Origin of the sequence: Achromobacter sp., from assembly GCF_050285565.1 — a bacterium.
Taxonomy (GTDB): Bacteria; Pseudomonadota; Gammaproteobacteria; order Burkholderiales; family Burkholderiaceae_B; genus Achromobacter.
This window is the reverse complement of sequence record NZ_JBLZXG010000011.1, coordinates 34,650-58,868: the sequence shown is the minus strand read 5'-3', so window position 1 is coordinate 58,868 and position 24,219 is coordinate 34,650. Positions and strand designations below refer to the sequence as shown.

Annotated in this window: 21 protein-coding genes, 1 tRNA gene and 1 pseudogene; 10 read left to right on the top strand and 13 right to left on the bottom strand. The window is 67.6% G+C overall.

Annotated features, from left to right (window positions below):
* Window positions 1–29: 29 nt before the first annotated feature.
* Together ACN6O8_RS21975 and ACN6O8_RS21970 are read right to left on the bottom strand one after the other, a co-directional pair.
* On the bottom strand, window positions 30–893 hold the full coding sequence (locus tag ACN6O8_RS21975; RefSeq protein WP_427993106.1) for an alpha/beta hydrolase: 864 nt from the start codon (window positions 891–893) through the stop codon (window positions 30–32).
* Window positions 894–1,207: 314 nt separating this feature from the next.
* Window positions 1,208–1,367 (bottom strand): annotated as a pseudogene (locus tag ACN6O8_RS21970) (helix-turn-helix domain-containing protein); the annotation flags it as partial.
* Window positions 1,368–1,896: 529 nt separating this feature from the next.
* Here ACN6O8_RS21970 and ACN6O8_RS21965 point away from each other — a divergent pair.
* The 4 genes from ACN6O8_RS21965 to ACN6O8_RS21950 all read left to right on the top strand — a co-directional run bounded on the left by ACN6O8_RS21965 (window position 1,897) and on the right by ACN6O8_RS21950 (window position 5,513).
* Entirely contained in the window at window positions 1,897–2,808 is a 912-nt protein-coding gene (locus ACN6O8_RS21965) for a LysR family transcriptional regulator (protein WP_427993105.1), read from the top strand.
* Window positions 2,809–2,949: 141 nt separating this feature from the next.
* Window positions 2,950–4,566 carry a methyl-accepting chemotaxis protein gene (locus tag ACN6O8_RS21960; RefSeq protein ID WP_427993104.1) on the top strand — a complete coding sequence of 539 codons (1,617 nt, stop codon included), beginning with the start codon at window positions 2,950–2,952 and terminating at the stop codon, window positions 4,564–4,566.
* 119 nt (window positions 4,567–4,685) lie between these two features.
* A complete protein-coding gene (locus ACN6O8_RS21955; RefSeq protein ID WP_427993103.1) occupies window positions 4,686–4,973 on the top strand; it encodes an MSHA biogenesis protein MshH in 288 nt (95 codons plus the stop codon).
* Window positions 4,974–5,081: 108 nt separating this feature from the next.
* Complete coding sequence (locus ACN6O8_RS21950) at window positions 5,082–5,513, top strand: RidA family protein (protein WP_427993102.1); 432 nt, start codon at window positions 5,082–5,084, stop codon at window positions 5,511–5,513.
* Window positions 5,514–5,675: 162 nt separating this feature from the next.
* Here the strand turns inward: ACN6O8_RS21950 and ACN6O8_RS21945 are convergent.
* The 6 genes from ACN6O8_RS21945 to mnmD all read right to left on the bottom strand — a co-directional run bounded on the left by ACN6O8_RS21945 (window position 5,676) and on the right by mnmD (window position 12,963).
* Window positions 5,676–5,751, bottom strand: a tRNA-Lys gene (locus ACN6O8_RS21945).
* 125 nt (window positions 5,752–5,876) lie between these two features.
* Window positions 5,877–6,674, bottom strand: coding sequence for a MetQ/NlpA family ABC transporter substrate-binding protein (locus ACN6O8_RS21940; protein ID WP_427993101.1), 798 nt, complete (start codon window positions 6,672–6,674; stop codon window positions 5,877–5,879).
* 49 nt (window positions 6,675–6,723) lie between these two features.
* Window positions 6,724–7,377 carry a methionine ABC transporter permease gene (locus ACN6O8_RS21935; protein ID WP_006388812.1) on the bottom strand — a complete coding sequence of 218 codons (654 nt, stop codon included), beginning with the start codon at window positions 7,375–7,377 and terminating at the stop codon, window positions 6,724–6,726.
* Window positions 7,334–8,422, bottom strand: coding sequence for a methionine ABC transporter ATP-binding protein (locus ACN6O8_RS21930; RefSeq protein WP_049071432.1), 1,089 nt, complete (start codon window positions 8,420–8,422; stop codon window positions 7,334–7,336). Before ACN6O8_RS21930 ends, ACN6O8_RS21935 begins: the two co-directional genes overlap by 44 nt.
* 172 nt (window positions 8,423–8,594) lie before the next feature.
* Window positions 8,595–10,820 carry a glycoside hydrolase family 31 protein gene (locus ACN6O8_RS21925; RefSeq protein WP_427993100.1) on the bottom strand — a complete coding sequence of 742 codons (2,226 nt, stop codon included), beginning with the start codon at window positions 10,818–10,820 and terminating at the stop codon, window positions 8,595–8,597.
* A gap of 271 nt (window positions 10,821–11,091) precedes the next feature.
* Window positions 11,092–12,963, bottom strand: a complete 1,872-nt coding sequence (mnmD, locus tag ACN6O8_RS21920; protein WP_427993099.1) for a tRNA (5-methylaminomethyl-2-thiouridine)(34)-methyltransferase MnmD — start codon at window positions 12,961–12,963, stop codon at window positions 11,092–11,094.
* Between the two features lie 173 nt (window positions 12,964–13,136).
* Between mnmD and ACN6O8_RS21915 the strand changes: the two genes are divergently transcribed.
* The gene (locus ACN6O8_RS21915) at window positions 13,137–14,012 is read left to right on the top strand and encodes an inositol monophosphatase family protein (RefSeq protein WP_427993098.1); all 876 of its coding nucleotides are present in this window, start codon (window positions 13,137–13,139) and stop codon (window positions 14,010–14,012) included.
* 20 nt (window positions 14,013–14,032) lie between these two features.
* Here ACN6O8_RS21915 and ACN6O8_RS21910 read toward each other — a convergent pair whose 3' ends face one another.
* Entirely contained in the window at window positions 14,033–15,733 is a 1,701-nt protein-coding gene (locus tag ACN6O8_RS21910; RefSeq protein ID WP_427993097.1) for an AMP-binding protein, read from the bottom strand.
* Window positions 15,734–15,809: 76 nt separating this feature from the next.
* Between ACN6O8_RS21910 and ACN6O8_RS21905 the strand changes: the two genes are divergently transcribed.
* Window positions 15,810–17,006 carry a M20 aminoacylase family protein gene (locus ACN6O8_RS21905; RefSeq protein WP_427993096.1) on the top strand — a complete coding sequence of 399 codons (1,197 nt, stop codon included), beginning with the start codon at window positions 15,810–15,812 and terminating at the stop codon, window positions 17,004–17,006.
* Window positions 17,007–17,031: 25 nt separating this feature from the next.
* Here ACN6O8_RS21905 and ACN6O8_RS21900 read toward each other — a convergent pair whose 3' ends face one another.
* Window positions 17,032–17,943 carry a LysR family transcriptional regulator gene (locus ACN6O8_RS21900; protein ID WP_427993095.1) on the bottom strand — a complete coding sequence of 304 codons (912 nt, stop codon included), beginning with the start codon at window positions 17,941–17,943 and terminating at the stop codon, window positions 17,032–17,034.
* A gap of 139 nt (window positions 17,944–18,082) precedes the next feature.
* Here ACN6O8_RS21900 and ACN6O8_RS21895 point away from each other — a divergent pair, with 139 nt between their 5' ends.
* From ACN6O8_RS21895 to pagP, 4 genes are all read left to right on the top strand, one after another.
* The gene (locus ACN6O8_RS21895) at window positions 18,083–19,162 is read left to right on the top strand and encodes a YeiH family protein (protein WP_427993094.1); all 1,080 of its coding nucleotides are present in this window, start codon (window positions 18,083–18,085) and stop codon (window positions 19,160–19,162) included.
* 103 nt (window positions 19,163–19,265) lie between these two features.
* Window positions 19,266–19,676 (top strand): acyl-CoA thioesterase, encoded by a 411-nt coding sequence (locus ACN6O8_RS21890; protein WP_006388802.1) that lies wholly within the window; start codon window positions 19,266–19,268, stop codon window positions 19,674–19,676.
* 10 nt (window positions 19,677–19,686) lie between these two features.
* Window positions 19,687–21,159, top strand: a complete 1,473-nt coding sequence (mgtE, locus tag ACN6O8_RS21885; RefSeq protein ID WP_427993093.1) for a magnesium transporter — start codon at window positions 19,687–19,689, stop codon at window positions 21,157–21,159.
* A gap of 131 nt (window positions 21,160–21,290) precedes the next feature.
* Complete coding sequence (gene pagP / locus ACN6O8_RS21880; RefSeq protein ID WP_427993092.1) at window positions 21,291–21,845, top strand: lipid IV(A) palmitoyltransferase PagP; 555 nt, start codon at window positions 21,291–21,293, stop codon at window positions 21,843–21,845.
* A gap of 40 nt (window positions 21,846–21,885) precedes the next feature.
* Here pagP and ACN6O8_RS21875 read toward each other — a convergent pair whose 3' ends face one another.
* The 3 genes from ACN6O8_RS21875 to ACN6O8_RS21865 all read right to left on the bottom strand — a co-directional run bounded on the left by ACN6O8_RS21875 (window position 21,886) and on the right by ACN6O8_RS21865 (window position 24,055).
* Window positions 21,886–22,497 carry a gamma-glutamylcyclotransferase gene (locus ACN6O8_RS21875; RefSeq protein ID WP_427993091.1) on the bottom strand — a complete coding sequence of 204 codons (612 nt, stop codon included), beginning with the start codon at window positions 22,495–22,497 and terminating at the stop codon, window positions 21,886–21,888.
* Window positions 22,498–22,725: 228 nt separating this feature from the next.
* Entirely contained in the window at window positions 22,726–23,184 is a 459-nt protein-coding gene (locus ACN6O8_RS21870) for an Lrp/AsnC family transcriptional regulator (RefSeq protein ID WP_105555509.1), read from the bottom strand.
* A gap of 91 nt (window positions 23,185–23,275) precedes the next feature.
* Window positions 23,276–24,055, bottom strand: coding sequence for an SDR family oxidoreductase (locus ACN6O8_RS21865; RefSeq protein WP_427993090.1), 780 nt, complete (start codon window positions 24,053–24,055; stop codon window positions 23,276–23,278).
* Window positions 24,056–24,219: the final 164 nt, after the last annotated feature.

Sequence of the window (24,219 nt, the reverse complement as noted above, 5' to 3'; positions counted from 1 at the left end):
AGGCGCCGCGCCGTCGCCGGTTGCCCGTCCTAGCGGGCAGCCAGCAGCAGTCCTTCTGCCTCGACCGGCGCCGCTTCGCCGCGACCGTGCCGGAGCGCGCCGGCACGCCGCCGCGGCCGCGCGATGCCCGGGTCCTTGCCCAGGAAAGCCAGCACGTTGCGCATCACGCGCTCGCGCTCATGATCGACGCAAATCATGTGGTAGCTGTCCCGCAGCAACACGACCGACGCGCCGGGAATCCGCGCGCCCAGCAGCCGCGCCGAACGCGGGCTGGTCAATTCGTCCTCGACCGCGTGCATCACCAGCGTCGGGCAGCGCATGTGCTCCAGCCCGCGCTTGACCATGGCGCGCAGCCGGTCGACCTGGCGCACGCAGGCCAGCGGCACCCATTGGTAGTGAAAGCCATCGCCCCGCGCGAAGCCGGCCTTGATGAAAGCCCGCACCAGCTCGCTCTTGACGCCATAGGGGTCCTCTTCCTCGACGCGGATGCGGCGCGGCACGCCCGGCACGTGATACAGCAGGTAGCGCAGCGCCCGATACCACGGCGTGCTCCAGCCGTCCAGGAACACCGGCGCCGACAACGACACCAGCGCGCCGCGGGTGTGCGCTTCGCGCTTGCACAATTCCACCGCCAGCAGCGCGCCCAGGCACATGCCGATCACATGCACCACTTCATACTGCCCGCACAGCTCACGGTAGCGGCGGGTGACCACCGCCAGCCAATCCTCGACCCGTACGTCCAGCAGATCCTCGGGGCGTCCCGCGTGGCCCGGCAGGGTCACGCCATGCGTTTCCACGCCGGCGCGCGCCAGCACCTTGTGCAGCGAGCCCATGTCGAATTCGGTGCCGCCCAGGCCGTGGATCAGCAGCGCGCCGGTGCGAGGCGCCGTCACGGCGTGCTCCCGGCCCCGGCGTCGAGTTGCCAGGCGCGGCGCGTGGCCGCCAGCAGGCGCGCCAGAATGGGGGCAAAGACGATGACCGGGGCGCACGCCGCGGCGCCGCCGGCGCTCCCGGCCGGCGGGAGAACGAGGAAAGGTTGGCAAGTCATGGAACACCCTTGAGGCATGGCGGGCGGGACGAGAAGACCTGTCCTACCCTGGCGCCATGGTAGGCAAGGGTCGCGCGGGAACATCCGCAAATCTGTCGGGAAAAAGTGAAGATCCGTAAAGGCTGGATGGGGCGGCCGAAAGCACCGTGCAGGGGGGCGAGCGCGGAAGCTGCCGATGAACGCGCGGGTGCTTTCATAGCCCCCCCGACAGCGCCGCTTCGGTCACCGAACCGCCGCAGAGCACTTCCAGCGCGCGCAACAGCCGCGCCTGCTGGCGCCAGTGCCCCAGCGTAACGCCGGTTTCCTGGCGGTGGCCACGCCCCACGAAGCGGTGCAATGCGCGCATGAACTGCTGGGCCAGGCCGGCCCCGGCGGCTTCGTGGCGGACTGAGCCGGGCCCGCTATTGCCCGCCGCTGCTTCCAAGCGGATCAGCTCAGGCCTTCGGGCTTTAGCTGACCATCCAACTTCTGGGGGTCAGTTCACCCGGCGCGCTTTCTTTTTTGCGCAAGGGCCGCGCCCGTGCGTGGCGCCCGATTGCCGAAATTAGAATGCAATATTGATAAATTTGCGATTGTGGCAAAAGGTGTTGCTGGAATAAATTCCACCACTGGCCCATGGCCCGTCCCGCACGCCCGGGGCGGGTATGCCGGCGCACCGCCCCCTTCGGAGGGCACTCCCGTCCCGCCTGCGGCGCAACCCGCCCTCGCTTCCGTGGCCCGACGCCGTTGGCCACGGCGTCCACGAGACGCCACGGCGCGCGGCCGCCCCCGGGCCGCCGCCTCCCGCGCGGTTCGCGGCGGTTGCCAGCCGCCCTGACTCGACACTGCGATTTACGGCACTCATACCAATGAAGCGATTCCAATTCGACAGCACCGCGCTTCGTTACTTTCTCACCGTCGTCGACACAGGATCCGTCAATCGCGCCGCCGCGCGTCTCAACGTCGTCAGCTCCGCGGTCAGCAGGCAGATCGCGGGCCTGGAACAGCGCCTGCAAAACCAATTGTTCGAACGCCATCCCAAGGGCATGCGCGTGACCGAGGTCGGCCGCATCCTGGCCGATCACGCGCGCCGCGTCGAAGCCGACGCCGCCCGCACCTACGCCGAGATCAATGGCCAGAACGGCCGCTACACCCAGACCGTGAAAATCGCCGGCGCCCCCGGCTTCGCCGCCTACGCGCTGCCCCGCAAGTTCGCCGCCTTTCAGGCCGAACATCCCTCGGTCCGCTTCTGCCTGCACATCCTCGACGCCGGCCTGGTCACCGAACGCGTCCGCTCGGCACAGGCCGATATCGGCGTGACCTACAGCCACACCGCCGAAAAGGACATCGCGGTGATCCATTCGCATCCCGCCGAGATCGTCGCCGTGATGCGCCCGGGCCACCCGCTCGCCGCCTTCGAATCCCTGCACCTCACTCAGTTGCCGGCCTATCCGCTGGCGCTGCCCGATGGCGGCAGCGCCTTGCGGCAGGTGCTGGACATGGCCTGCAGCCTGTACAACATCACGCTGTCGCCGGCCTTCACCTCGAATCAGCCGGACGCCGCATACCACTACGTCCTCACCGGCGATGCGATCACCCTGTGCGCCCGCCTGACCGTCGCCGACCAGCTCGAGACCGGCCGGCTGATCTGCCGGCCGCTCAACGACGCGCTGCTCAACGCCGGCCAGCTCCAGTTCCAGACCCACGCCTCGCGTCCGCTGTCGGACGCCGCCCACCGCTTCCTGCGCTTCATGCGCAGCGACACGCCACAGCTGTTCTAGAGGGCAAGGGCATTGCCGAAACCAGAATGCCCTGGTGAAAAATGATCAATTGTTAAATATGTAATCTAAATTTACATTCCACCGGAGTTTCCGAGACCACGCTTTGCCGGGTCCCCCAAGACACGCACAGGAGCCCCCACCATGCTGAAGAACCTGAAGATACGCACCGGCCTGCTCGCCGTCCTGACCATCTTCGTCCTGGCGCTGGCAATCGCCACCGGCATGGGCTGGCTGTACGCCAAGGACGCCGACATCGCGGTGGACGACCTCAACGCGGTCGCCACCGAACAGACGCGGCCGCTGTACGAGACGCAGACGCTGCTGCTGCGCAGCCGCCTGACCCTGGTGGCCGCCTACCTGGACATCGTATCCGGCAAGGGCAGCCAGGCCCAGGGCAGCATCGACCAGGCCAACCAGTTCCTGCAGGAAGCGCGCAAACGCTTCGCCGTGTACCTGCGCGTGCCCAAGAACACCGAGGCCGGCCTGAAACTGGCCAACGAGCTGGACACGGTCTTCTCCAGCTACGTACGCAGCATCGAGGCGCTGGAACAGGCGCTGCAAAAGCAGTCCGCCGAGGGCTACGCCGCCGCCGTGGTCGACACCCGTGGCGCCGACGCCCGCTTCGCCGAACGCGTGGCCGCCTTCCTCGCCCACACCGAGGGCCGCAGCGCCGCCATCAATAGCGACTCCGACCTGCGCTACGAACGGGCCGAGCTGTCCACGATCATCATGCTGGCGCTGGCGGCCGTGCTGGCGTTGGGCTGCTGGCGCTTCATCGGGCGCCAGGTGCTGCAACCGCTCAAGGACGCGGCGGTGCATTTCGACCGTATCGCCTCCGGCGACCTGACCCAGCGCGTCACGGTCAATTCCGACAACGAGATCGGGGTGCTGTTCGCGGCGCTCAAGCGCATGCAGGAAAGCCTCACCCGCACCGTCAGCGAAGTGCGCCGCAGCGTCACCGAGATCAACACCGGCGCCGCCGAGATCGCCTCGGGCAACACCAACCTGTCGGCGCGCACCGAGGAACAGGCCGCCTCGCTGGAACAAACCGCCGCGTCCATGGAAGAACTGGCCACGGCGGTCAAGCAGAACACCGAACATGCGCACCAGGCCAATACCCTGGCGGCCGAAAGCCGCGGCGTCGCCCTGCGCGGCGGCGAGGCCGTCGGCCAGGTGGTGCAGACCATGGCCCGTATCTCGGAAAGCTCGCGCCGCATCTCGGAGATCGTCGCGGTGATCGACGGCATCGCCTTCCAGACCAACATCCTGGCTCTGAACGCGGCGGTCGAGGCCGCCCGCGCCGGTGAACAAGGCAAAGGCTTTGCGGTGGTGGCCGGCGAGGTGCGCACCCTGGCGCAGCGCAGCGCCCAGGCCGCCCGCGAAGTGAAAGACCTGATCGAACAGTCCGCCAGCAATGTCGAGAGCGGCGCCGAACAGGTCCGCGCCGCCGGCGACACCATGCAGGAAATCGTGGCCTCGGTGCAGCGCGTCACGCAGATCATGGCGGAAATCACCGAGGCCTCGACCGAGCAGTCCGTCGGCATCGACCAGATCAACGGCGCCGTGACCCAGATGGACGACGTCACCCAGCAGAACGCCGCCCTGGTCGAACAAGCCGCCGCCGCCGCCTCGTCGCTGGAAGACCAGGCCAAACGCCTGGCGGCCACCGCCGCGTTCTTCAAGCTGCCGCTGGAAACGGTGATCGACGTCACCCCGCAAGCCATCGCCGCGCCGCTGCGCACGGCCTATGTGAACTGAAATGGCGCGAGCGCCGGCCCGGACGGATTTAAGACTGCGCGCCAGCAGCCGTTGTCCTGAAGGTCAGGTCCCGTGGCACCGCCGCGGCCGGCCTTCACCCGACCACGAGCCCACCACGCATGAGCCGCGCCCTCGCCTGTCATTTCTGCCTTTCGACGCTGGCCCAAGGCGCCCCGCTGCTGGAACGCAACGGCACCGCCATCTGCAAGGCCTGTGTCGACGCCTTCTCGGCCGAATTCGCCGAGCGGGCCTGGGCCATGGCATCGTCGCTGGACGAACAGCTCGACGTGCTGCTGATCGAAAGCAAACGGGCGCTGGAACAAAGCGCCACCCTGGCCGAACGCGCGCGCGGCTGCGGCCTGAGCCTGGCCGATCTGTCGGCCATGCCGCCGCGCACCCTGTCCTGATCCGTCGGTGCGGCCGGCATCAGATGACGCCGGCCGTCGCCTTGACCTCAACCGCGCTTGAGGTCTGATACTGGAGCTCCTTCAATACCGTCCTCTCCGGAGCCCCGTATGTCGTCCCGCATCACCCCCGCCCTGCCCTCGCTCGCCTTCATCAATCCGCCCGGCCTGTACGATCCCCGTCCCAATGGTTATTCGCACGTGGCCGTGGCCGACACGCCCGCCCGGCTGGTGTTCGCCGCCGGCCAGGGCGGTGAAAACTCCCGGGGCGAGCTGTCGCCCGATTTCCTCGCGCAAGTGCGCCAGGCCCTGGACAACGTCCAGACCGCCCTGCAGGCGGCCGGCGCCACCCTGTTCGACGTGGCCAAGCTGACGGTGCTGGTGGTCGACCACAGCCAGGCGCGCCTGGCGCTGTTCTCCAACGAGGTCAAGTCGCGCTGGGGCATCCACCTGGCGCCGGCCTGCACCTTGATTCCAGTGCCGCGGCTGGCGCTCGATGGGATGCTGGTGGAGATCGAGGCAACCGCGCTGCTGCCGCTTTGATGGCGCACGGCCACTTTGATGGCGCATGTTGGCGGCGGCAAATCCCAAGATGGGCGTGCGTGGGGCCTGAGGATCCGCCGCCGCAAACAAAAAGCCCCTGGTCATGAAACCAGGGGCTTTGGCACGGCGGTTGATCCAGCAAGCGCTGAACCAGAATATATGTGGTGGGCTGAGCGAGACTCGAACTCGCGACCAACGGATTAAAAGTCCGCTGCTCTACCGACTGAGCTATCAGCCCGACCGAAGCCCGAAATTATGGCTGATTTCGCCGGCCTTGTCAAAAAATGACGGCGCGCTTACCGCTGCCCCAACGAAAAACGGCCGCTCGCGCGGCCGTCCGTGCCTCGGCGTGACGAACCTGGCTTACCAGGCCGCCACCACCGCGCCCTTGAACTTGGTCTCGATGAACTGTTTCACGGCCGGGCTGTGATAGATGCTGACCAGCTTGGCGAACTCGGGCCGGTCCTTGTCCTTTTCACGCACCACCAGCACGTTGGCGTACGGCGAGTTGGGCGATTCCTGGGCAATGGCGTCGGTGGCCGGGTTCAGGCCCGCTTCCAGCGCGAAGTTGGTGTTCACGGCCGAGGCGTCGGTGTCGTCCAGCGACCGCGGCAGCTGGGCGGCGTCAAGTTCGATGAAGCGCAGCTTCTTCGGGTTCTCGACGACGTCGATCGGGGTGGCCTTCAGGCCGGCTTCCGGACGCAGCTTGATCAGGCCGTTGGCCTGCAGCAGCAACAGCGCGCGGCCGCCGTTGGTGGGATCGTTCGGCAGCGCGATGCGGGCGCCTTCCTTCAGCTCGGCCAGCGACTTGATCTTCTTGCTGTAGATGCCGATCGGGAAAATCACGGTCTTGGCGATGCTGACCAGTTTGTAGCCGCGGTCGGCGTTGGCGTTGTCCAGGTAGGGCTGGTGCTGGTAGCTGTTCAGATCCAGGTCGCCCGAGGCCAGCGCGACGTTGGGCTGCACGTAGTCGGTGAACTCGATCACCTGGATGTTCAGCCCCTGCTTGGCGGCTTCCTGCTTGACCACGTCGAAGATCTGGGCGTGCGGACCGGCGGTGACGCCCACCTTCAGCGGCTTGTCCTGGGCCAGCGCGGGCTGGGCGAATACGGCGGCGCCGAGGGCGAAGGCGGCCAGCGACTTCAAAAGCTTGATGCTCATGTTGCGAATTTCCCGAATGTCGGAAGGAGAAGAAGAATGTTGGGCCGGCTCAGCGGTGCGAGATGCGGCGCACGTAGCGGTCGCCCAGGCTCTGGATCAGTTGCACCAGCACGATCAGCACGATGACCACGGCGGCCATCACGTCGGACTGGAAGCGCTGGTAGCCGTAGCGGATCGCCAGGTCGCCCAGGCCGCCGCCGCCGATGGCGCCGGCCATGGCCGAGTAGCCGATCAGGCTGACCACGGTGACGATCGTGGCGGCGATCAGGCCGGGCAGCGCCTCGGGCAGCAGCACCTTCATGATGATCTGCATCGGCGAGGCGCCCATGGCGCGCGCGGCGGTGATCAGGCCCGGATCGACTTCGCGCATGGCGTTCTCAGCGATGCGCGCCATGAACGGAATCGCGGCCACCGACAGCGGCACGATGGCCGCGGTGGTGCCGATCGAGGTCTGCGCCACCAGGCGCGTGAACGGAATGATGGCGACCATCAGGATCACGAACGGCACCGAGCGGGTGGCGTTGATGACCGCGCCCAGCGCGTGGTTGACGGCCTGATTCTCCAGCATGTTGCCGCGCGCGGTCACGGTCAGGATCACGCCCAGCGGAATGCCGACCAGCACCGCGATGGCGCTGGCCACCCCCACCATCAGCAGGGTATCAAGCAGCGACGTAATAAGCAGGTCGATCAGTTGCGGGCTCATGAGCGATTTCTTCAACGGTGATGTCACGGGCGGTCAACGCGGCGATGGCGTCCTTGACCGCGGCGGGCGCGCCTTGGGCCAGCACGAACATCGTGCCCACGGCCACGCCCTGGATGTCTTCGACGCGCGCCTGCACCAGGCCCACGTCCAGCGAATACTGTGTCGACAGGTCGGACAGGAACGAACCCGACGCATCGGTGCCGGTCAGCGAAAGACGCAGCAGGCGCACGGCCTGGCCCGGCTTGGCGGCGGCCAGCGTCTCGATGCGCTGCTTGACGGCGGCCAGCGTGGCGTCGGTCAGGTCGGACGCGGTCGCGGCCGACACCATGGCGCGGGTCACTTCGTGGCGCGGCTGCGCAAACACTTCGCGCGTGCTGCCCATCTCGACCACTTCGCCCTGCGACAGCACGGCCACCCGGTCGCAGACCTCGCGCACCACTTCCATCTGGTGCGTGATCATGACCACGGTGACGCCGGTCTTGCGGTTGATGTCGCGCAGCAGCGCCAGGATGTTGTGGGTGGTCTCGGGATCGAGCGCGGACGTGGCCTCGTCGCTGAGCAGCACATCCGGATTGTTGGCCAGCGCGCGCGCGATGCCGACGCGCTGCTTCTGGCCGCCGCTGATCTGGCTGGGATAACGGTCGCGCAGGTGCTCCAGGCCCACCAGCGCCAGCAGGCGCTCGACGCGGGCCGGGATCTCGCTCTTGGCGACGCCGGCGATTTCCAGCGGCAGCGCGACGTTGCCGTACACCGTGCGGCGCGACAACAGGTTAAAGCCCTGGAACACCATGCCGATGCGGCGGCGCTGGGCGCGCAGTTGCGCCTCGCTCAGCCCGGTCAGGGCCTGGCCGCCGATGGCGATGGAACCTTCGTTGGGGCGCTCCAGCAGGTTGATGCACTGGACCAGCGTGCTTTTACCGGCCCCGCTGGGGCCGATGATGCCGAAGACCTCGCCCTGCTGGATGTGCAGGTTGATGCCACGCAGCGCCTGGAACTGGCCGTGCGGCGTGGCGTAGGTCTTGGATAGGTTCTCGATCTGAATCATGGCAAGCGATTTTGTATCTTTTCTCTTCTAAAGAGAACGACCGTATTTTCCACTTTTAATAACTAACAGTAATATAGAATATGTCCGCGCAAAGACGTAAAGGGCAGTCGGGAAGGAAAGCCTTCCTGACTGCCCTTTCTGCATCGGTGGCCGGCACGCCGGCCCGCCTGGCTCAGCGCGCGCGCGAAATACGGACTTCCGCCCCGCGGCGCTTGACCTCCAGCCCCTCGGACGGCGAAATGCGCAGGCCTTCCAGCCCCTTGATGTAGCTGGAGCCCTGCATCTGCATGACGCGGATCTTGTTGCGCATGACCACCGGGTTGTGCACCGGCATGCCGAACATCCAGACTTCGTCCAGGATGCGGGCCGAGTTGAATTCGCCGGTGTGCTGCGCCGCCGGGCCGAGACAGAGCATGTGCCCTTCGCGGCCGAACACCGGGAACTGGCCCAGATCGCAATCGATGGTCCAGGTGGTGCCGCCTTCGTAACGATGGCCGGTGTTCAGATCCCACCAGGCCTCGCCCTTGGGCAGGTACACCCGCACCTGCCTGCCCGGCGCGGTGATCGGCGCCACCAGCAGGGCCGGGCCCAGCAGGTATTGCAGATCCCATTCGTGGGCGTGCGTATCGTTCGGGAACGACAGCGCCATGGAACGTTGCACCGGCAGGCCGGTGCGGGCGGCGTCCTCGATGGCACCCAGCACATACGGCACCAGACGATAGCGCCATTGCATCCAGGTCTTGACGTGCGCCAGGGTGTCGTCGCCGAAATCCCACGGCAGCAGGCCGTTCACGCCCTGGAAGGAGAAATTCGCCGAGAACACGCCGGCCGTCAGCCAGCGCAGGTACAGCTCGGGCGTCATGTCGGCGATGGCGCGCGACCCGGTGCCGATGCCATGCACCTGCACCGGCAGGCCCGAGGCGCCAATCGACAGGGCGGTGCGCAGGGTGTGGCGCAGGCCTTCCCAGGTGTTGTCCACCTGCGGCCCCACCTGCCAAGGCAGGCGTTGCGCGGCCGGGAACAGGTCGGTGCTGGGCACCACGCCTTCGGGCGGCACCTTCAGGCCGGCGACCGCGTCGAACAGCGCGCGGCGCACCAGCAGCGGATACATGCTGCGCAGCGCCGGGCCGGTCTCGCCGTTGCGCGCGGTCACGCCATCGGGGATCGCGATCTGGGCGTCGCAGGCCGGCGCGTCCAGGCCGTCTTCGACCAGTTGGCGATGACGCTCGACCCACAGGTTGTAGATGTCGCGATAGGTCAGGTCCAGCAGGCCGTAGGGCTGGCCGGAGGTGGCGGCGTTGCCGTCGAACACCTGGGCCGAGCCGTCTTCCTTGGTCAGCAGCCAGCCGCGGTCTTCGAGCTCCTCGAACAGCGGGCTGGTCTTGATGACGCCGGGAAAGCCCGAGGCCGCCACATGCACATTGTGCTTGTGGAACAGCGCCAGCATCTGCTTGGCGTCGGGGAAGCGCTGGGCATCCCATTCGAACACGGTCTTGTCGGCCTGGAAGCCCCAGGCCGCCGGCTGCGCCAGCGTCACGGCGTCGACCGGGATCTGGTGCTCGCGCATGCGGCCCACCAGCGCCACGGTCTGCGTCGGCATTTCGCCGCTGGCCTGCTGCAGCCAGGCGCCCATGGCCCACAGCACCGGCTGGCCGGCGCGGCCGGTCAACGCGGTGTACTGGTTCAGGATTTCGGCGGGTTCGCCGGCGAACAGGAACACGTCCAGCACCACGTCGTCGACACTGACGATGTAGGCCGAGTCGGCCGGCGCCACACCGACCGAGTGCTCGACCCGGCGCATCGTGTTGACGTACAGCCCCCAGCCGCGCGGGCTCCATGCCAGCGGCAGGGCGCGGTGCTCGGGATCGTCGGACACGACGGATTCCTCGCGGCGGTTCAGGTCGCCCGGGGTTTCGCCCAGGCCGTAGACGCGCTCGTGGGGCTGCAGGGCAAAGCCCGCCGTCCAGACCGCGTCGTCGGCCTGCTCCAGCGCGTTGTGCCCAAATGCGGGCGTATGCGCGGAAACCTCGGACTCGAATACACGCTCTTCATTGCGCAAGAGCGCGAAGCGCACGGGATTGGACTGAACCTCCAGGGCCACGTCGCCCTGGGTGATGCGCCAACCGTCCCCGCCTTCGCGCGGCGCGATGGCGGCCTCCCCCACCGCCTCCTGGCGCGCGAGCAACATCTCGGCCACGGCGCGCGCGCGCGCGCCGGGCTTGTCATCGGTAAGGTGGTTCGCCTCGCCGCAGCGCAGGCGGAACACACCAGGCGCATGCGCCTCGACTACCAGGTGCAACCCATCGCCCGCGTCGAAATCGATGCGACTGGGGCGGGACGTCAGCAGCTCGACGTTATCGAGCTGGGTAGTATGGGCAAAGTCGAACTTGGGCGGCACAGAGCATCCCCCGGCTTAAGCCAAAAACCATCAAAAGACGCTATTTTGACGGATTTGAGCTTTGAAATAAACTCGGTCCCTCTTTTGGACGGCGATATCGTCCAAAAAAAGGGGTCGCAAAGCCCCGGCCGGCCGGTATCCGGCGCCCTGCCGGCGCACCGCCGCAACGCCAAGTTTGTCCCAAACGCGGGGCTATTTGGCGCCAAATCCTGGCATTTGTCCCCATTCTACGCCACGCCGCCGCGCCCTTTCGGGGCCGCCGAAGTTTTTTTCAACGCGGCGCAATCAGTTGGGACAGATCGGCTTCAAGCGGTGACGGCTCGCCGCAAAGCCGGGCCGCGATCAGATCGCCCATCAATGCCGACCAGGACAGCCCGCGCGAGGCATAGCCAGCGGCCAGCCACAAGCCCGGCGCATGCGACAGTTCTCCCACCGCCGGCAGGCGCCCTGGCAACACCGCCCGCCATCCCGCCCAGCCCGGCAAGCTGCCCGGCACCAGCGCATGGAACGCCGGGAAGTCCTCGCCCAACAGGCCGGCCGCTTTGTCCAAGGTGACGCGCTGGCCATCTGCGCCGATCCGCGCTTCGCGGGCGCCGTGCACGTAGGTGCTGCCGGCCACGCAGCCGGGACCCGTGTCCGGCAGCAGATAACCCTCGCCCCCCACGACGCAACGCGGCCCCCCGCCCAGCGCGGCCGCTGGCACCAGCGTGACTTCGCCCGCCAACGCATGCATCTGCGCCACCCGTGGCAACGGCGCCAGCAGCTCACTGGCGGCCAGCACCTGCTGCGCGCCGAAGGCATTGGCGAGGATCACGTGACCGGCCCGCGCCAGGGGCACCCCGGCCGCGTCCAGCGCGTGCCAGCCGTCGGCCGCGCGTGCCACCCGCGCGACGATGGCCGGCACCACCTCCACGCCGGGCGTGGCCAGCAAGGCGGGAATCAATTCGCTGGGCTGAATCAACATGCCCTGGCCAAAGAACACCCCGCCACGCGCCAACGGCAGGCCGGCCAGCCCGCTGGCCTCGTCGCGGCTCACCGCGCGCACCCAGCCGGCGGGAAACGCCAGCGTTGCCAAGGTGTCCGCCAGCGCCGCCGCGCGGCCCGCATCGCGATCCAGTTGCACGGTGCCGCAAACGCGCGGCGCGGCGCCGCCGGGCAAGCCGGACCAGCGCGCCAAGGCGCGGCCGCTCCCGGCGCGCGACAGCCGCGCGCGGGCGTTGTCGTCGCGCGCCAGCACCGGCGTCAACGCCGCCGCGACATGGCCGGCATGCGCCGCCACGCCGCGCGCCAGCCCCGCATCCAGCACAGTCACGCGCCAACCGCGCAGGGCCAGCCCTTGCGCGATGCCGGCGCCGGCCAGGCCGGCCCCCACCACCACGGCATGGCGCGCGCCCTCGGCCACCGCCCCGGGCGCGGCGGCCGAGCCCGGCGCCGCCGTGCCCACCGTCATATGCCATTTGCCGCCGTAGCCCGGGGCGCGGCGAGCCGCGAAACCCGCCTCCTGCAAGGCCCGCCGCAACGCGCCGGTGCAGGCCCAGGTGGCCACGGTGGCGCCCGGCGCGGCCAGGCGCGCCAGGTCCTTGAGCAACGGCGCCTCCCACATGCGCGGATTGCGCTCGGGCGCGAAGCCGTCCAGGAAAAACGCGTCCACGCGCCCCGCCAATCGCGGCGCCAGCGCCTGCGCGTCGCCGAACCCGAGTGTCAGCGTCACCGCGCCGTCCTCGAATTCGAGCCGGTGCAGGCCTGGCAGCAAAGGCGGCCATTGCGCCGCCAACTGCGTCGCCAGGGCCGCCAGCGGCTCGGGCGCATGCCGCGCCAACAGCGCGGCCAGGTCCTCGCGGCTGAACGGGTGCGCCTCCAGCGACAGCATGTGCAGGCGGCGCGCGCGGCGCGGATCGTCGCGCCAGGCGCGCCACAGCGCCAGGAAATTCAGGCCCAGCCCGAAACCGGTCTCGCAGACCGTGAATGCATCGCGGCCGCGCCAGCGCTGCGGCAGGCCGTTGCCGCGCAGGAACACGTGTTCGGCCTGACCCAGCGCTCCCGAGGGCGAGTGATAGACGTCGCCGTAGGCCGGGCTGTAGAGCCGGCCTTGCGCATCGAAGCCGGCGACGGCGGGAGTCAGGGGCACATAGGACGAAGACATGAAAAACGGCGCTTCAAGGAAATATCGGGGAAAGTCGGGAATATCGCGAAAGCGGGATTATCGGCCGGCGCCGCCGCCCGCGTGGGATAGCTGCGTTGGATACGCACCACGCGCGGCGTGGCTTTTGCCCTGCCGCAACGGCTTTGACGCATACCAGGGCTTACACTGGTTTCATGGAAACCTATGATCCGCCCCGCTCGCTGACCTCGCCCATCGACCTGTGCGCGGCGCTCGACGCCGCGGTCACAGCGGCGCATGCCGGCGCGGCCATCCTGCAATCCTACGCGCATCACCGCGCCGATCTGGTGATCGATCGCAAGGCGCGCAATGATCTGGTGTCGCAGGCCGACCGCGAGGCCGAAGCCGCCATCATCGACGAACTGCAGACGCGCACCCCGAAGTTCGGCATCGTCGCCGAGGAAACCGGCGGCCAGGCGCAGGGCGCCGCCACCTGGTACATCGACCCGCTGGACGGCACCACCAATTTCCTGCACGACATCCCCCACTATGCGGTGTCGATCGCGCTGATCGCGCATGCCGGCACCGCCATCTCGGCCACCGAACGCCTGGCGCGGGACATGCCGGTGGCCGGCGTGGTCTACGATCCCTGCCGCGAGGAGCTGTTCACCGCGGTGCATGGCCTGGGCGCCTGGCTCAATGGCCGCCGCATCACCTGCTCGCGCACCCGCACGCTCGAAGACTCGGTGCTGGCCACCGGCTTCCCGTTCCGCGATTTCTCCTTCGCCAGCCAGTACATGCCGATGCTGCACGACGCCATCAATCGGGCGCGCGGCGTGCGGCGCATGGGCGCGGCCGCGCTCGATCTGGCCTGGACCGCCTGCGGCCGCTACGACGGCTATTGGGAAATGGGCCTGGCGCCCTGGGACGTGGCCGCCGGCACGCTGATCGTGCGCGAGGCCGGCGGTGCCTGCAGCGACATGCACCGGCAGGATTCCTGGCCCATCGGCGGACGCGTGGTGGCCGGCAATCCGGACATCGAACGCGCCCTGCACGACATGATCGCGCCGCACCTGGATCAGCCGGGCTGAAGCCCGGCAGCCGCGCCGATTCAGGCCGTCTGGCCCTGCGGCGCGGCGGCCTCGGCGTCCGGACGCAACTCGCGCCGCAAAATCTTGCCGACGTTGCTCTTGGGCAGTTCGTCACGGAACTCCACAAAGCGCGGCCGCTTGTAGCCGGTCAGCTTGTCCTTGCACCACTGCTGCACCTGGGCCTCGGTCAGCGCGGGATCCTTCTTCACCACGAACACCTTGACCGCCTCGCCCGAATGCTCGTCGGGAACGCCGATCGCGGCGCATTCCAGCACGCCCGGCATCTGCGACACCGCCGCCTCGACCTCGTTCGGATAGACCTTGAAACCGGACACGGTGATCATGTCCTTCTTGCGGTCGACGATGCGCGTGTAGCCCTGGGCGTCCATGATGCCGATATCGCCGGTGCGGAAGTAACCGTTGGCCGTCATGACGTGGCGGGTTTCCTCGGGCTTGCGCCAATAGCCGGCCATCACCTGCGGCCCGCGGATGCTGACCTCGCCGCGCTCGCCCAGCGGCACCTCGTTGCCCGCGTCATCCAGGATGGCGACATACGTGGATGGCAGCGGCAGGCCGATGGAGCCGGAATACGCCGTGGCGTCGCACGGGTTGACCGTGGCCACCGGCGAGGTCTCCGACAGGCCATAGCCTTCGATCAGGGGCCGTCCGGTGATCTTCAGCCAACGCTCGGCCACCGCCCGCTGCACCGCCATGCCGCCGCCCAGCGCCAGCCGCAGCCCGGAGAAGTCCAGCTTGGCGAAATCGTCGTTGTGCACCAGCGCGTTGAACAGCGTATTGACGCCCGGAAAGACGTTGATGGGCGTCTTGCGCCAGGCGTTGATCAGCGAGGGCTGGTCGCGCGGGTTGATGATCAGCACGTTGCGCATGCCCGCGTACATGCCGTACAGGCCGCAGACCGTCATGGCGAACACATGGTAGAGCGGCAACGCGCTCAGCACCGTGATCTGGCGATCGGTCATGTCGCGCAGCGCCGGCGCCGCCACCGCCTCCATCTGCTTGACGTTGGCGGTCAGGTTGCGGTGCGTCAGCATGGCGCCCTTGGGCACGCCGGTGGTGCCGCCGGTGTATTGCAGTACCGCCAGGTCATCCATCGAGATGGCCGGCGCGCTGAACGGCAGGCCGGCGCCCCTGGCCAGCACCTTCGGCAGCATCAGCGCGCCGTCGATATGCCAGGCGGGCACCATCTTCTTGATATAGCGGGCAGCCAGATTCACCAGCGGCGCCTTCAGACCGCCCAGCAAGTCGCCCGGGCCGGTCACCACGACGTGTTTGAGCTGGCCGCGGTCGGACACGCTCTGCAAGGTGTGGGCGAAGTTCTCGAGGATGACGATGACCGCCGCGCCGCTGTCGAGCAACTGCCGCTGCAATTCCTCGGCGGTATACAGCGGATTGACGTTGACCACCGCGTGACCGGCGCGCAAGGTGCCCAGCAGCGCCACCAGGTAGGCCGGCACGTTCGGCATCATCAGCGCGACGCGCGAACCCTTGGGCAGTCCCAGGCTTTGCAGCCAGCCGGCGAAGCCACGGGCGAGCGCGTCGAGTTGCGCATAGGTGATATCGCTGCCCATGGCCGTGCAGGCGACCCGCCCCGCGTATTGCTTGCATGCCCGGTCCAGCAGATCGGTCAGCGATGTGTAGCCGTCGATGGAGATGTCGGCCGGAACCCCTTGCGGGTAATGGGCAAGCCACGGGCGAGTCATGGTGTTTGTCTCCATTAAATTGGTTTTTGATTGATGATAACCTTGTTGCGTTCCCAAATTCCGCCCGATCCCTCCCATGAAACTGCTCGATCCCATCGTCGCCTGGCAAGACGATATCTCCCAGATCCGGCGCGACATCCACGCGCATCCCGAATTGGCGTTCGAGGAATTCCGCACCGCCGACGTGGTCGCGGCCAAGCTCGAGGAATGGGGCATTGAAATCCATCGCGGCCTCGGCGGCACCGGCGTGGTCGGCATCATCCGCGGCAACCTGCCCGGCGAGCGCGCCGTCGGCCTGCGCGCCGACATGGACGCCCTGCCCATGCAGGAAGCCAACACCTTCGCCCACGCCAGCAAGCACAATGGCAAGATGCACGCCTGCGGCCATGACGGCCATACCGCCATGCTGCTGGCCGCCGCGCGCTACCTGGCGCAGCACCGCGACTTCGCCGGCACGGTCTACGTCATCTTCCAACCCGCCGAGGAAGGCGGCGGCGGCGCCAAGCGCATGATCGACGATGGTCTGTTCAAGCGCTTCCCGATGGAAGCCGTGTTCGGCATGCACAATTGGCCCGGCATGGCGCCCGGCCACTTCGGCGTGACCGCCGGCCCCATCATGGCCTCCAGCAACGAGTTCTCCATCGTCGTCAGGGGCAAGGGCACCCATGCCGGCATGCCCAACCTGGGCATCGACCCGGTCATGGCGGCGGTGCAACTGGCGCAATCGCTGCAGACCATCATCACGCGCAACCGCAATCCGCTCGACGCCGCGGTGCTCAGCATCACCCAGATCCACGCCGGCAGCGCCGATAACGTGGTGCCCAACCACGCCGAACTGCGCGGCACGGTACGCACCTTCACGCTGGAAGTGCTGGATCTGATCGAACGCCGCATGCAAGAGATCGCGCGCCACACCTGCGCGGCAATGGACTGCGAAGTGGAATTCACCTTCCAGCGCAATTACCCGCCCACCATCAACCATCCGGAAGAAGCGGCCTTCTGTGCCGAGGTCATGCGCGACATCGTCGGCGCCGACAAGGTCAACGACCACGTGCAGCCCACCATGGGCGCCGAGGACTTCGCCTTCATGCTGCAGGAACTGCCGGGTTGCTACGTCTGGATCGGCAATGGCGTCGGCGACCACCGCGCCGCCGGACATGGCCTGGGCCCATGCATGCTGCACAACGGCAGCTACGACTTCAACGACGAGCTGCTGCCGCTGGGCGGCACCTACTGGGTGCAACTGGCGCTCAAGCGCCTGGCCAAGCCCTGACGCCTCAGCCAGGGCCGGCCGGCGCTCAGGCCGGGCCGGACAGGCCTTCGCCCGCTCCCGTCCGCACCGCCTGACACATCGCCAGGAAGCGCCGGGCGGCGCGGGCGGCCGCGTCGGCGTGCGGCACCAGGATGCTCAAGGTGCGGGTCAAGGGCCGCGGCAGCAGCCGCAGCGACGCCAGCGCGCCATCCTCGTGCCGCATCGACATGGCCGACACAAAGCCCACCCCCAGGCCGGCGCGAACCGCTTGCTTGACCCCTTCCACCCCGGCCAGTTCCAGGCCGATCGACGGCGCCAGGCCGGCATCGGCAAAGGCCCGCTCGACCAGCCGCCGCACGCCCGAACCGGGTTCGCGCATCACCAGCGCCGAGGCCGCCAGATCCCGCAGCGTTACCGCCCCCTTGCCGGCCAGGGCATGGTCGGCGCGCACGATCGCCACCACCTCGTCCTGCCGCCAGGCGTGCACGGCGGTGTCGGCCGGCAGGCCGGCGGGCACGTCGCCTTCGATGAAGGCCAGGTCCAGCGCCGGCAGACGCTCGACGATTTCACGGGTGTTGCCGTCCGACAGGTGCAGGCTGACGGCAGGAAAGGCATGACGGAAGTCCGCCACCAGCCCGGGCAGCAGATAGCTGGCCGGGGTCGTGCTGGCGCCCAGGCGCAGCACACCGGTTTCCAGGCCGCGCCATGATTCCCGCACCGCCTGCGCCTGACGGTACACCTGGCGCAGTTGGCGCGCCTGCTCGGCCAGGCGCTCGCCCGCCTCGGTCAAGACGATACCGTGGCCGCTGCGGCGATACAGCGGTTCGCCGAACCATTCCTGCAGGGCCCGCAACTGGCCCGACACCGCCGGCTGCGACAGATGCAGCTGCTGCGCGGCGCGGCTGATATTGCCAGCATCGGCCACGGTGGCGAAGGTGAGCAACTGGTCGGGGGTCATGGGCGGGAGAGGACGCCATCCATGCGGTGGCGAAATTATCAGAATTCCTGATATTTCATATCAAAAATGAAAATTTTCCAAATAACGCCAGCAAAATTAATATTTCGACTAGTTATTTAGATATGCAGAAAGGCCTGCCATGAGTACCGCCAGCACCACCGCCCCCCCACACGCCGCGCCCGCCACGCCTGCCGCCGCGGCCGCCACCCCCTGGCGCGACAAGCTCAACGGGGTTCTGTTCGTCGGCCTCATGTCGGCCGCGGTCATGCAGTTGGCGGATCTGCCCGCCATCCGCCAGCTGGGCTTCTCGCCGCTGGTGGTGGGCATCGTCTGCGGCATGCTGTACGGCAACTTCCTGCGCGGCACCATGCCGGTCGACTGGGGCGTGGGCGTCAACTTCACCGCCCGCCGCCTGCTGCGCATCGCCGTGGCCTTCTACGGCCTGAACATCAGCATCCAGCAGATCGCCGCCGTGGGCCTGCCGGGGCTGGCGGTGTCGGTGGCGGTGGTGGTCGGCACGCTGTTGCTGGGCACCTGGGTCGGCCAGCGCCTCCTGGGGCTGGACCGCGACACCGCCATGCTGACCGCCGCCGGCAGCGCCATCTGTGGCGCCGCCGCCGTGCTGGCCTTCGAACCGACCCTGCGGGCGCAACCGCACAAGAGCGCCGTGGCCGTGGCCACCGTGGTGCTGTTCGGCACGCTGTCGATGTTCCTGTATCCGGTGCTGTACCACGCTGGCTGGCTGCCCTTCGACACCCAGGCGCTGGGCATCTACATCGGCGGCACCATTCATGAAGTCGCGCAGGTGGTCGGCGCCGCCAGCAACATCGACCCCGCCACCACGGAAGTCGCCACCATCGTCAAGATGACCCGCGTCGCCCTGCTGGTGCCGGTGCTGCTGATCCTCGGGCTGTACCTGCGTAACGCCGCCAGCCACGCCAGCGGCGGCGCCAAGGGCGCCAAGCTGCCGATCCCCTGGTTCGCGGTCGGCTTCCTGGCCCTGGCCATCGTCAATTCGCTCAACATCATCCCTGCCGACGCCGTCGCCGCCATCCGCCGCCTGGACGTCTTCGCCCTGACCATGGCCATGACCGCACTGGGCATCGAAACCCGCTTCGCCAACATCCGCAAGGCCGGTCCGCGCGTGATGGCGCTGGGCCTGATCCTGTACGTCTGGCTGCTGGTCGGCGGCTACGGCATCGTCAAGCTGGCATCCTGATCCGCGCCCGCTTCGATAATGCGTCCCGACGGGGCGCCGGCCCGCGCCGGCGCCCCGTTTTTCCTGCATAATCGGCTGGTTGCCTTGCATTGGAGCCGGCCGCATGACCTCCAGCACCAAAACTCCCTTCACGACCTTGCCCGCCAATCGCGACGCCGTATTACGCGTCATGCCGATGCCGGCGGACGCCAATATCCACGGGGACGTTTTCGGCGGCTGGATCATGTCCCAGGTCGACATCGCCGGTTCGATTCCCGCCGCCCGCCGCGCCGCCGGACGCGTGGCCACCGTCGCCGTCAACGCCTTCCAGTTCAAGCAGCCCGTTTTCGTGGGCGATCTGCTCAGTTTCTACGCATCCATCGTCAAGACCGGCAAGACCTCCATCACCGTGTCGGTCGAGGTCTACGCGGAACGCCAGCGGCTGGACGCCGAAGTCGTCAAGGTCACCGAAGCCACGCTGACCTACGTCGCCACCGACGAAGCGCGGCGCAGCCGCCCCCTCCCCATTCTTTGAGTCGTAACGCATGACGCAGTCCGCCGCCGCGCACAAACCGCCCGCGACGCCCCGCCGCCTCGACCCGGAAGACGCGCAGCACGCCCTGGCCGAAGTCCAGGAACGCCTGCGCCGCCAACAACTGGTCGCCGATCTGGTGCATCGCCAGGAAGAAGGCGACGCCAAGGCCAACCTGGTCGAAGACCTGGTTCACCGCCAGCACGAAGCGGAACTCAAGACCCTGCTGGACGGCCTGCATCCCGCGGACATCGCCTTCATCCTGGAGTCGCTGCCCAAGGACGAGCGCCAGGCCATCTGGAAACTGGTCAGCCCCGAGCATGACGCCGACGTGCTGCTCGAGGTCGAAGACTGGGTGCGCGAATCGCTGATCGAAGCGATGGACCGCCAGGACCTGGTGGCCGCCACCGGCAACATGGACGCGGACGAGCTGGCCGACCTGGCGCCGGACCTGCCGCCGGACGTGGTGGCCGAGGTGCAGAAGGGCCTGACCGAAGAAGAACGGGCGCAACTGCTGGAGGCCATGGGCTATCCGGAAGACAGCGTCGGCGCCATCATGGACTTCGAGATGGTGCGGGTGCGCGAGGACGTCACGCTCGAAGTGGTGCTGCGCTACCTGCGCCGCCTGCACGAACTGCCCGACCACACCGACCAGATCTTCGTGGTCGACCGCCAGGACAAGCTGCAAGGCATCCTGCCGCTGTCGCGCCTCTTGGTCAGCGAACCCGAAACCGAAGTGCGCGCCGTCATGAACTCCGATTTCCTGACGCTCAATCCGCTCGATTCCGACGCCGACGCGGCTGGCGCATTCGAGCGCTACGATCTCGTATCGGCGCCCGTGATGGACGACCAGGGCCGCCTGATCGGCCGCGTCACCATCGCCGATGTGGTCGACGTGATGCGCGAAGACTCGCAGGAACAGGCGCTGTCGCGCGCCGGCCTGCAGGAAGAAGACATCTTCGCCCCGGTCAGCACGGCGCTGCGCAACCGCGCCCCGTGGCTGCTGTTCAACCTCTGTACCGCCGCCACGGCCTCGTTCGTGGCCTCGCAATTCGAGGGCACGGTCAGCCAGATCGTGATCCTGGCGTTCCTGATGTCCATCGTCGCCGGTATCGGCGGCAACTCCGGCAACCAGACCATGACGCTGATCATCCGCGCCCTGGCCATGGGCCGGATCACCGGCCGCAACCTGTGGCAGTTGGTCAAGCGCGAACTGTTCGTGACCCTGATGGTGGGCCTGTGCGGCAGCCTGGTGGCGGCCCTGTTCGCCTGGGCCATTTCGCACTCGATCTCGATCGCGCTGGTGATGATGGCAGCCATGGTCTGCAACATGCTGGTCGGCGCTTCGGTCGGCGTGCTGGTGCCAATGGTGCGGGCGCGCTTCGGCAAGGATCCCGCCATGGGCTCGTCGGTACTGCTGACCTTCGCCACCGACTCGCTGGGCTTTTTCATCTTCCTGGGACTGGCGACCATTTTCCTGCTGTAGCGCGTCCACAACGGACTCGCACAGGATTGTTTCACCAGGTCTCTGTGGGGCCGATTTGACAGCGGCATGACAGTAAAGATGATGGCCGCTCCGTTACAGTAACGGGGTTGTCATCATTCTCTGTTTCTACAATGACCGCCAGAATCCGGGCAGCGCTGTTCTGCCTGCTGCTCTCGACCTTCGGTGCCACCGCGCACGCCTGTGACAGCCTGCCCTCATGGGCCCAATCCGCCTGTCAACGCCTCGACCAGATCTGGACCGAAGGCGGCAACGACCTCTATTTCAGTGGCTACGCCTGGCACAACCGCGCCATGTACAGCCGCGACAAGATCAACAGCTTCAACGAACTCGCCTGGGGCGGCGGCTATGGCCGCAGCCTCTACGATGAAGACGGCGACTGGCAGGGCCTGTATGCCATGGCCTTCCTGGACTCGCACAGCAAGGTCGAGCCGATCGCCGGCTACGGCTTCCTGAAGATCGGGCGGGTCAGCGAGAATTTCCGCCTGGGCGCCGGCTACACGGTGTTCCTGACGGCACGCCACGACATCATGAGCTACGTGCCCTTCCCCGGCGTGCTGCCGCTGGTCTCGGCCGGCTACAAGGACACCATGCTGTACGCCACCTACATTCCCGGCTCGCGCGGCGCGGGCAACGTGCTGTTCATGTTCGGCCGCTGGGCGTTCTGACGGCCCGGCCACGGCCCGCCCCCGGTGGCGGACCGCGCGATCAGCAGGGCTGCATGCCCAATCGACGCACCAGTTCGCCCAGGCGCCAATCGTCGATGCCGTGGGCGCGCAGCGCCTTTTCGGTTTCCACCACGTAATCCAGGCATGGGCCCGAATGCCCGACCGCGTTGCGTACCGAGGCCAGCAGGCGGTCGTCGCTCAGGTCGGCGGCGTATTCCTGGCAGGCGCGATTGAGCAGGAACACCAGGCCGCGCACCGGCGCCTGATCGGTATGGCAGGTCAGCCAGCGCGGCGTGTAGGCACCGGTGACCATCTCGCGGCGCCACAACGCGTGGAACACCGAGGGGACATCGGCGGCGGCGATCTGGAAGGCCACGCCGCGGCAGCAGCCGCCACGGTCAAGGCCGAACACCAGCCCGGGATTGTCGGGCGAACCGCGATGGTCATGCGACCACAGGCAGAGCGAACGGTGATAGCCGCGCACCGTGGCCAGGCGGCGTTCGCGCCAGGCGAACCCGGGATGCCAGATCAGCGAACCGTAAGCGAACACCCACAGGTCGTCGGTGCCATTCCATCCAACCAAAAGATCTTCCACCGACGCGGGTTGCGTCTTCGCCAATCCGGCGCAGCCGGCGGGTACTGCCAACGACATAGGGGCCTCTGATATCCCGGGTTCCTTCCCATGGCGGGAATGACGGATATGCTACGCCGCCTGCCGCGCAAAAGAATTGCGAGATGGGCCACGCGCAACAGGCCGAAAGAAATTTGTATTCTCTGAAAGCCCGCGCCAGGAAAAAAAATTGCGCCCGCGCGCGCCACCCGCCATCCCCGGCCCGGCGGGGCGGCCGCGCCGTCGTGACGGGCCGGGCCGCGGCTGCCGCTAGACCGCGTCCAGCGGCAGCTCCGTGGTGCTCTTGATGACTTCCATCGAGAAGCTGGCGCTGACATCCAGCAGGTCGACCGCCCCGATCAGGCGGCGGTAGAAGCGGTCATAGGCCGCCATGTCCTCGACCACCACCTTGAGCAGATAGTCGATGTCGCCCGCCATGCGATGGAACTCGACCACGTTCGGTAGCGCCATGACCGCATTGATCAGGCTCTGCGTCCATTTTTCATTGTGCTGGCTGGTCTTGATGGACACGAACACGGTCAGGTTCAGGCCCAGCGCGCGCGGATCCAGCAGAATGGCGTTGCGGGCGATGACGCCGTCATCCTTGAGCTTCTGGATGCGGCGCCAGCACGGCGTGACAGACAGGTTGACCTGTTCGGCGATCTCGGCGACCGAGCAGGTGGCGTCCTTTTGCAGCAACGCCAGGATCTTGATGTCCGTCTGGTCCATGGAGGTTCCTCAAGCGATATCGCCGCAATGTTGCCCTGTCACCCCGGCCGCGTCCAGCCGCGGAACACCCTAAGCGGCCCGTGGCGCGAGGTCAGTACGTGCCGGGGTAGCCGCCGCCATCGAGCAGGATATTCTGCGCCGTCATGTAGCCCGCCTGCGCCGAACAGACATAGGCGCACAACGCCCCCAGCTCCTCGGGTTGGCCATAGCGGCCGGCGGGGCTGGCGCGGCCGCGCTCGTCCCACAGCTGCTCGAAACTCTTGCCGCCCTCCTGCAGCATGCCGCGGATGTGGCGCGCCTGCGCATCGGTGGCGAAGGCCCCCGGCAACAGGTTGTTGATGGTGACGTTGTGGCGCACGGTCTGCCGCGCCAGGCCGCTGACAAAGCCGATCAGCCCGGCGCGCGCGCCATTGGACAGGCCCAGTTCGGCATGCGGCGCCTTGACGCTGCGCGACACGATATTGACGATGCGGCCGAAGCGCCGCTCGATCATGCCGTCAACCACGCGCCGGATCATGTCGATGGGGCCCAGCATCATCGCGTCCAGCGCCGCGATCCAGTCGTCGTGCGACCAGTCGCGAAAGTCGCCCGGCATGGGGCCGTCGGCATTGTTGACCAGAATGTCGGGGTGCGGACAGGCCGCCAGCGCGGCGTCGCGTCCCTCGGGCCGGGTCAGGTCGGCCGAGACCCAGCCGACGCCGATGCCGGTCGCGCGCGAGATCTCGGTCGCGGCCTGCTCCAGCGTCTGCGGATTGCGCGCCGCGATCGTCACCGCCACGCCCTCGCGCGCCAATTGCAGGGCGCAGGCGCGGCCCATGCCGCGGCTGCCGCCGAATACCAATGCCGTCTTGCCGCTGATCCCGAGATCCATGCCCGACCCTCCAGAGTGGTGCCACGAAGCGGATCAGTATAGGAGCGCGGGCGCCTGGTGGGGGTGGAATTTTTTTCTAAACATCCGCTCCGCGCGGGCCGATTTGGCAAAGGCATTCCAGCACGATTGCCTAAGATGAAAGCTCGTCATTCAGGCGTTCCGCC

Excerpts from the sequence above, each read along its gene's own strand:
- ACN6O8_RS21965 (WP_427993105.1), top strand. The coding sequence starts at position 1,897 with ATGAAGCGATTCCAATTCGACAGCACCGCGCTTCGTTACTTTCTCACC.
- ACN6O8_RS21960 (WP_427993104.1), top strand. The coding sequence starts at position 2,950 with ATGCTGAAGAACCTGAAGATACGCACCGGCCTGCTCGCCGTCCTGACC.
- ACN6O8_RS21955 (WP_427993103.1), top strand. The coding sequence starts at position 4,686 with ATGAGCCGCGCCCTCGCCTGTCATTTCTGCCTTTCGACGCTGGCCCAA.
- ACN6O8_RS21950 (WP_427993102.1), top strand. The coding sequence starts at position 5,082 with ATGTCGTCCCGCATCACCCCCGCCCTGCCCTCGCTCGCCTTCATCAAT.
- ACN6O8_RS21940 (WP_427993101.1), bottom strand. The coding sequence starts at position 6,674 with ATGAGCATCAAGCTTTTGAAGTCGCTGGCCGCCTTCGCCCTCGGCGCC.
- ACN6O8_RS21935 (WP_006388812.1), bottom strand. The coding sequence starts at position 7,377 with ATGAGCCCGCAACTGATCGACCTGCTTATTACGTCGCTGCTTGATACC.
- ACN6O8_RS21930 (WP_049071432.1), bottom strand. The coding sequence starts at position 8,422 with ATGATTCAGATCGAGAACCTATCCAAGACCTACGCCACGCCGCACGGC.
- mnmD (WP_427993099.1), bottom strand. The coding sequence starts at position 12,963 with ATGTCTTCGTCCTATGTGCCCCTGACTCCCGCCGTCGCCGGCTTCGAT.
- ACN6O8_RS21915 (WP_427993098.1), top strand. The coding sequence starts at position 13,137 with ATGGAAACCTATGATCCGCCCCGCTCGCTGACCTCGCCCATCGACCTG.
- ACN6O8_RS21910 (WP_427993097.1), bottom strand. The coding sequence starts at position 15,733 with ATGACTCGCCCGTGGCTTGCCCATTACCCGCAAGGGGTTCCGGCCGAC.
- ACN6O8_RS21905 (WP_427993096.1), top strand. The coding sequence starts at position 15,810 with ATGAAACTGCTCGATCCCATCGTCGCCTGGCAAGACGATATCTCCCAG.
- ACN6O8_RS21900 (WP_427993095.1), bottom strand. The coding sequence starts at position 17,943 with ATGACCCCCGACCAGTTGCTCACCTTCGCCACCGTGGCCGATGCTGGC.
- ACN6O8_RS21895 (WP_427993094.1), top strand. The coding sequence starts at position 18,083 with ATGAGTACCGCCAGCACCACCGCCCCCCCACACGCCGCGCCCGCCACG.
- ACN6O8_RS21890 (WP_006388802.1), top strand. The coding sequence starts at position 19,266 with ATGACCTCCAGCACCAAAACTCCCTTCACGACCTTGCCCGCCAATCGC.
- mgtE (WP_427993093.1), top strand. The coding sequence starts at position 19,687 with ATGACGCAGTCCGCCGCCGCGCACAAACCGCCCGCGACGCCCCGCCGC.
- pagP (WP_427993092.1), top strand. The coding sequence starts at position 21,291 with ATGACCGCCAGAATCCGGGCAGCGCTGTTCTGCCTGCTGCTCTCGACC.
- ACN6O8_RS21875 (WP_427993091.1), bottom strand. The coding sequence starts at position 22,497 with ATGTCGTTGGCAGTACCCGCCGGCTGCGCCGGATTGGCGAAGACGCAA.
- ACN6O8_RS21870 (WP_105555509.1), bottom strand. The coding sequence starts at position 23,184 with ATGGACCAGACGGACATCAAGATCCTGGCGTTGCTGCAAAAGGACGCC.
- ACN6O8_RS21865 (WP_427993090.1), bottom strand. The coding sequence starts at position 24,055 with ATGGATCTCGGGATCAGCGGCAAGACGGCATTGGTATTCGGCGGCAGC.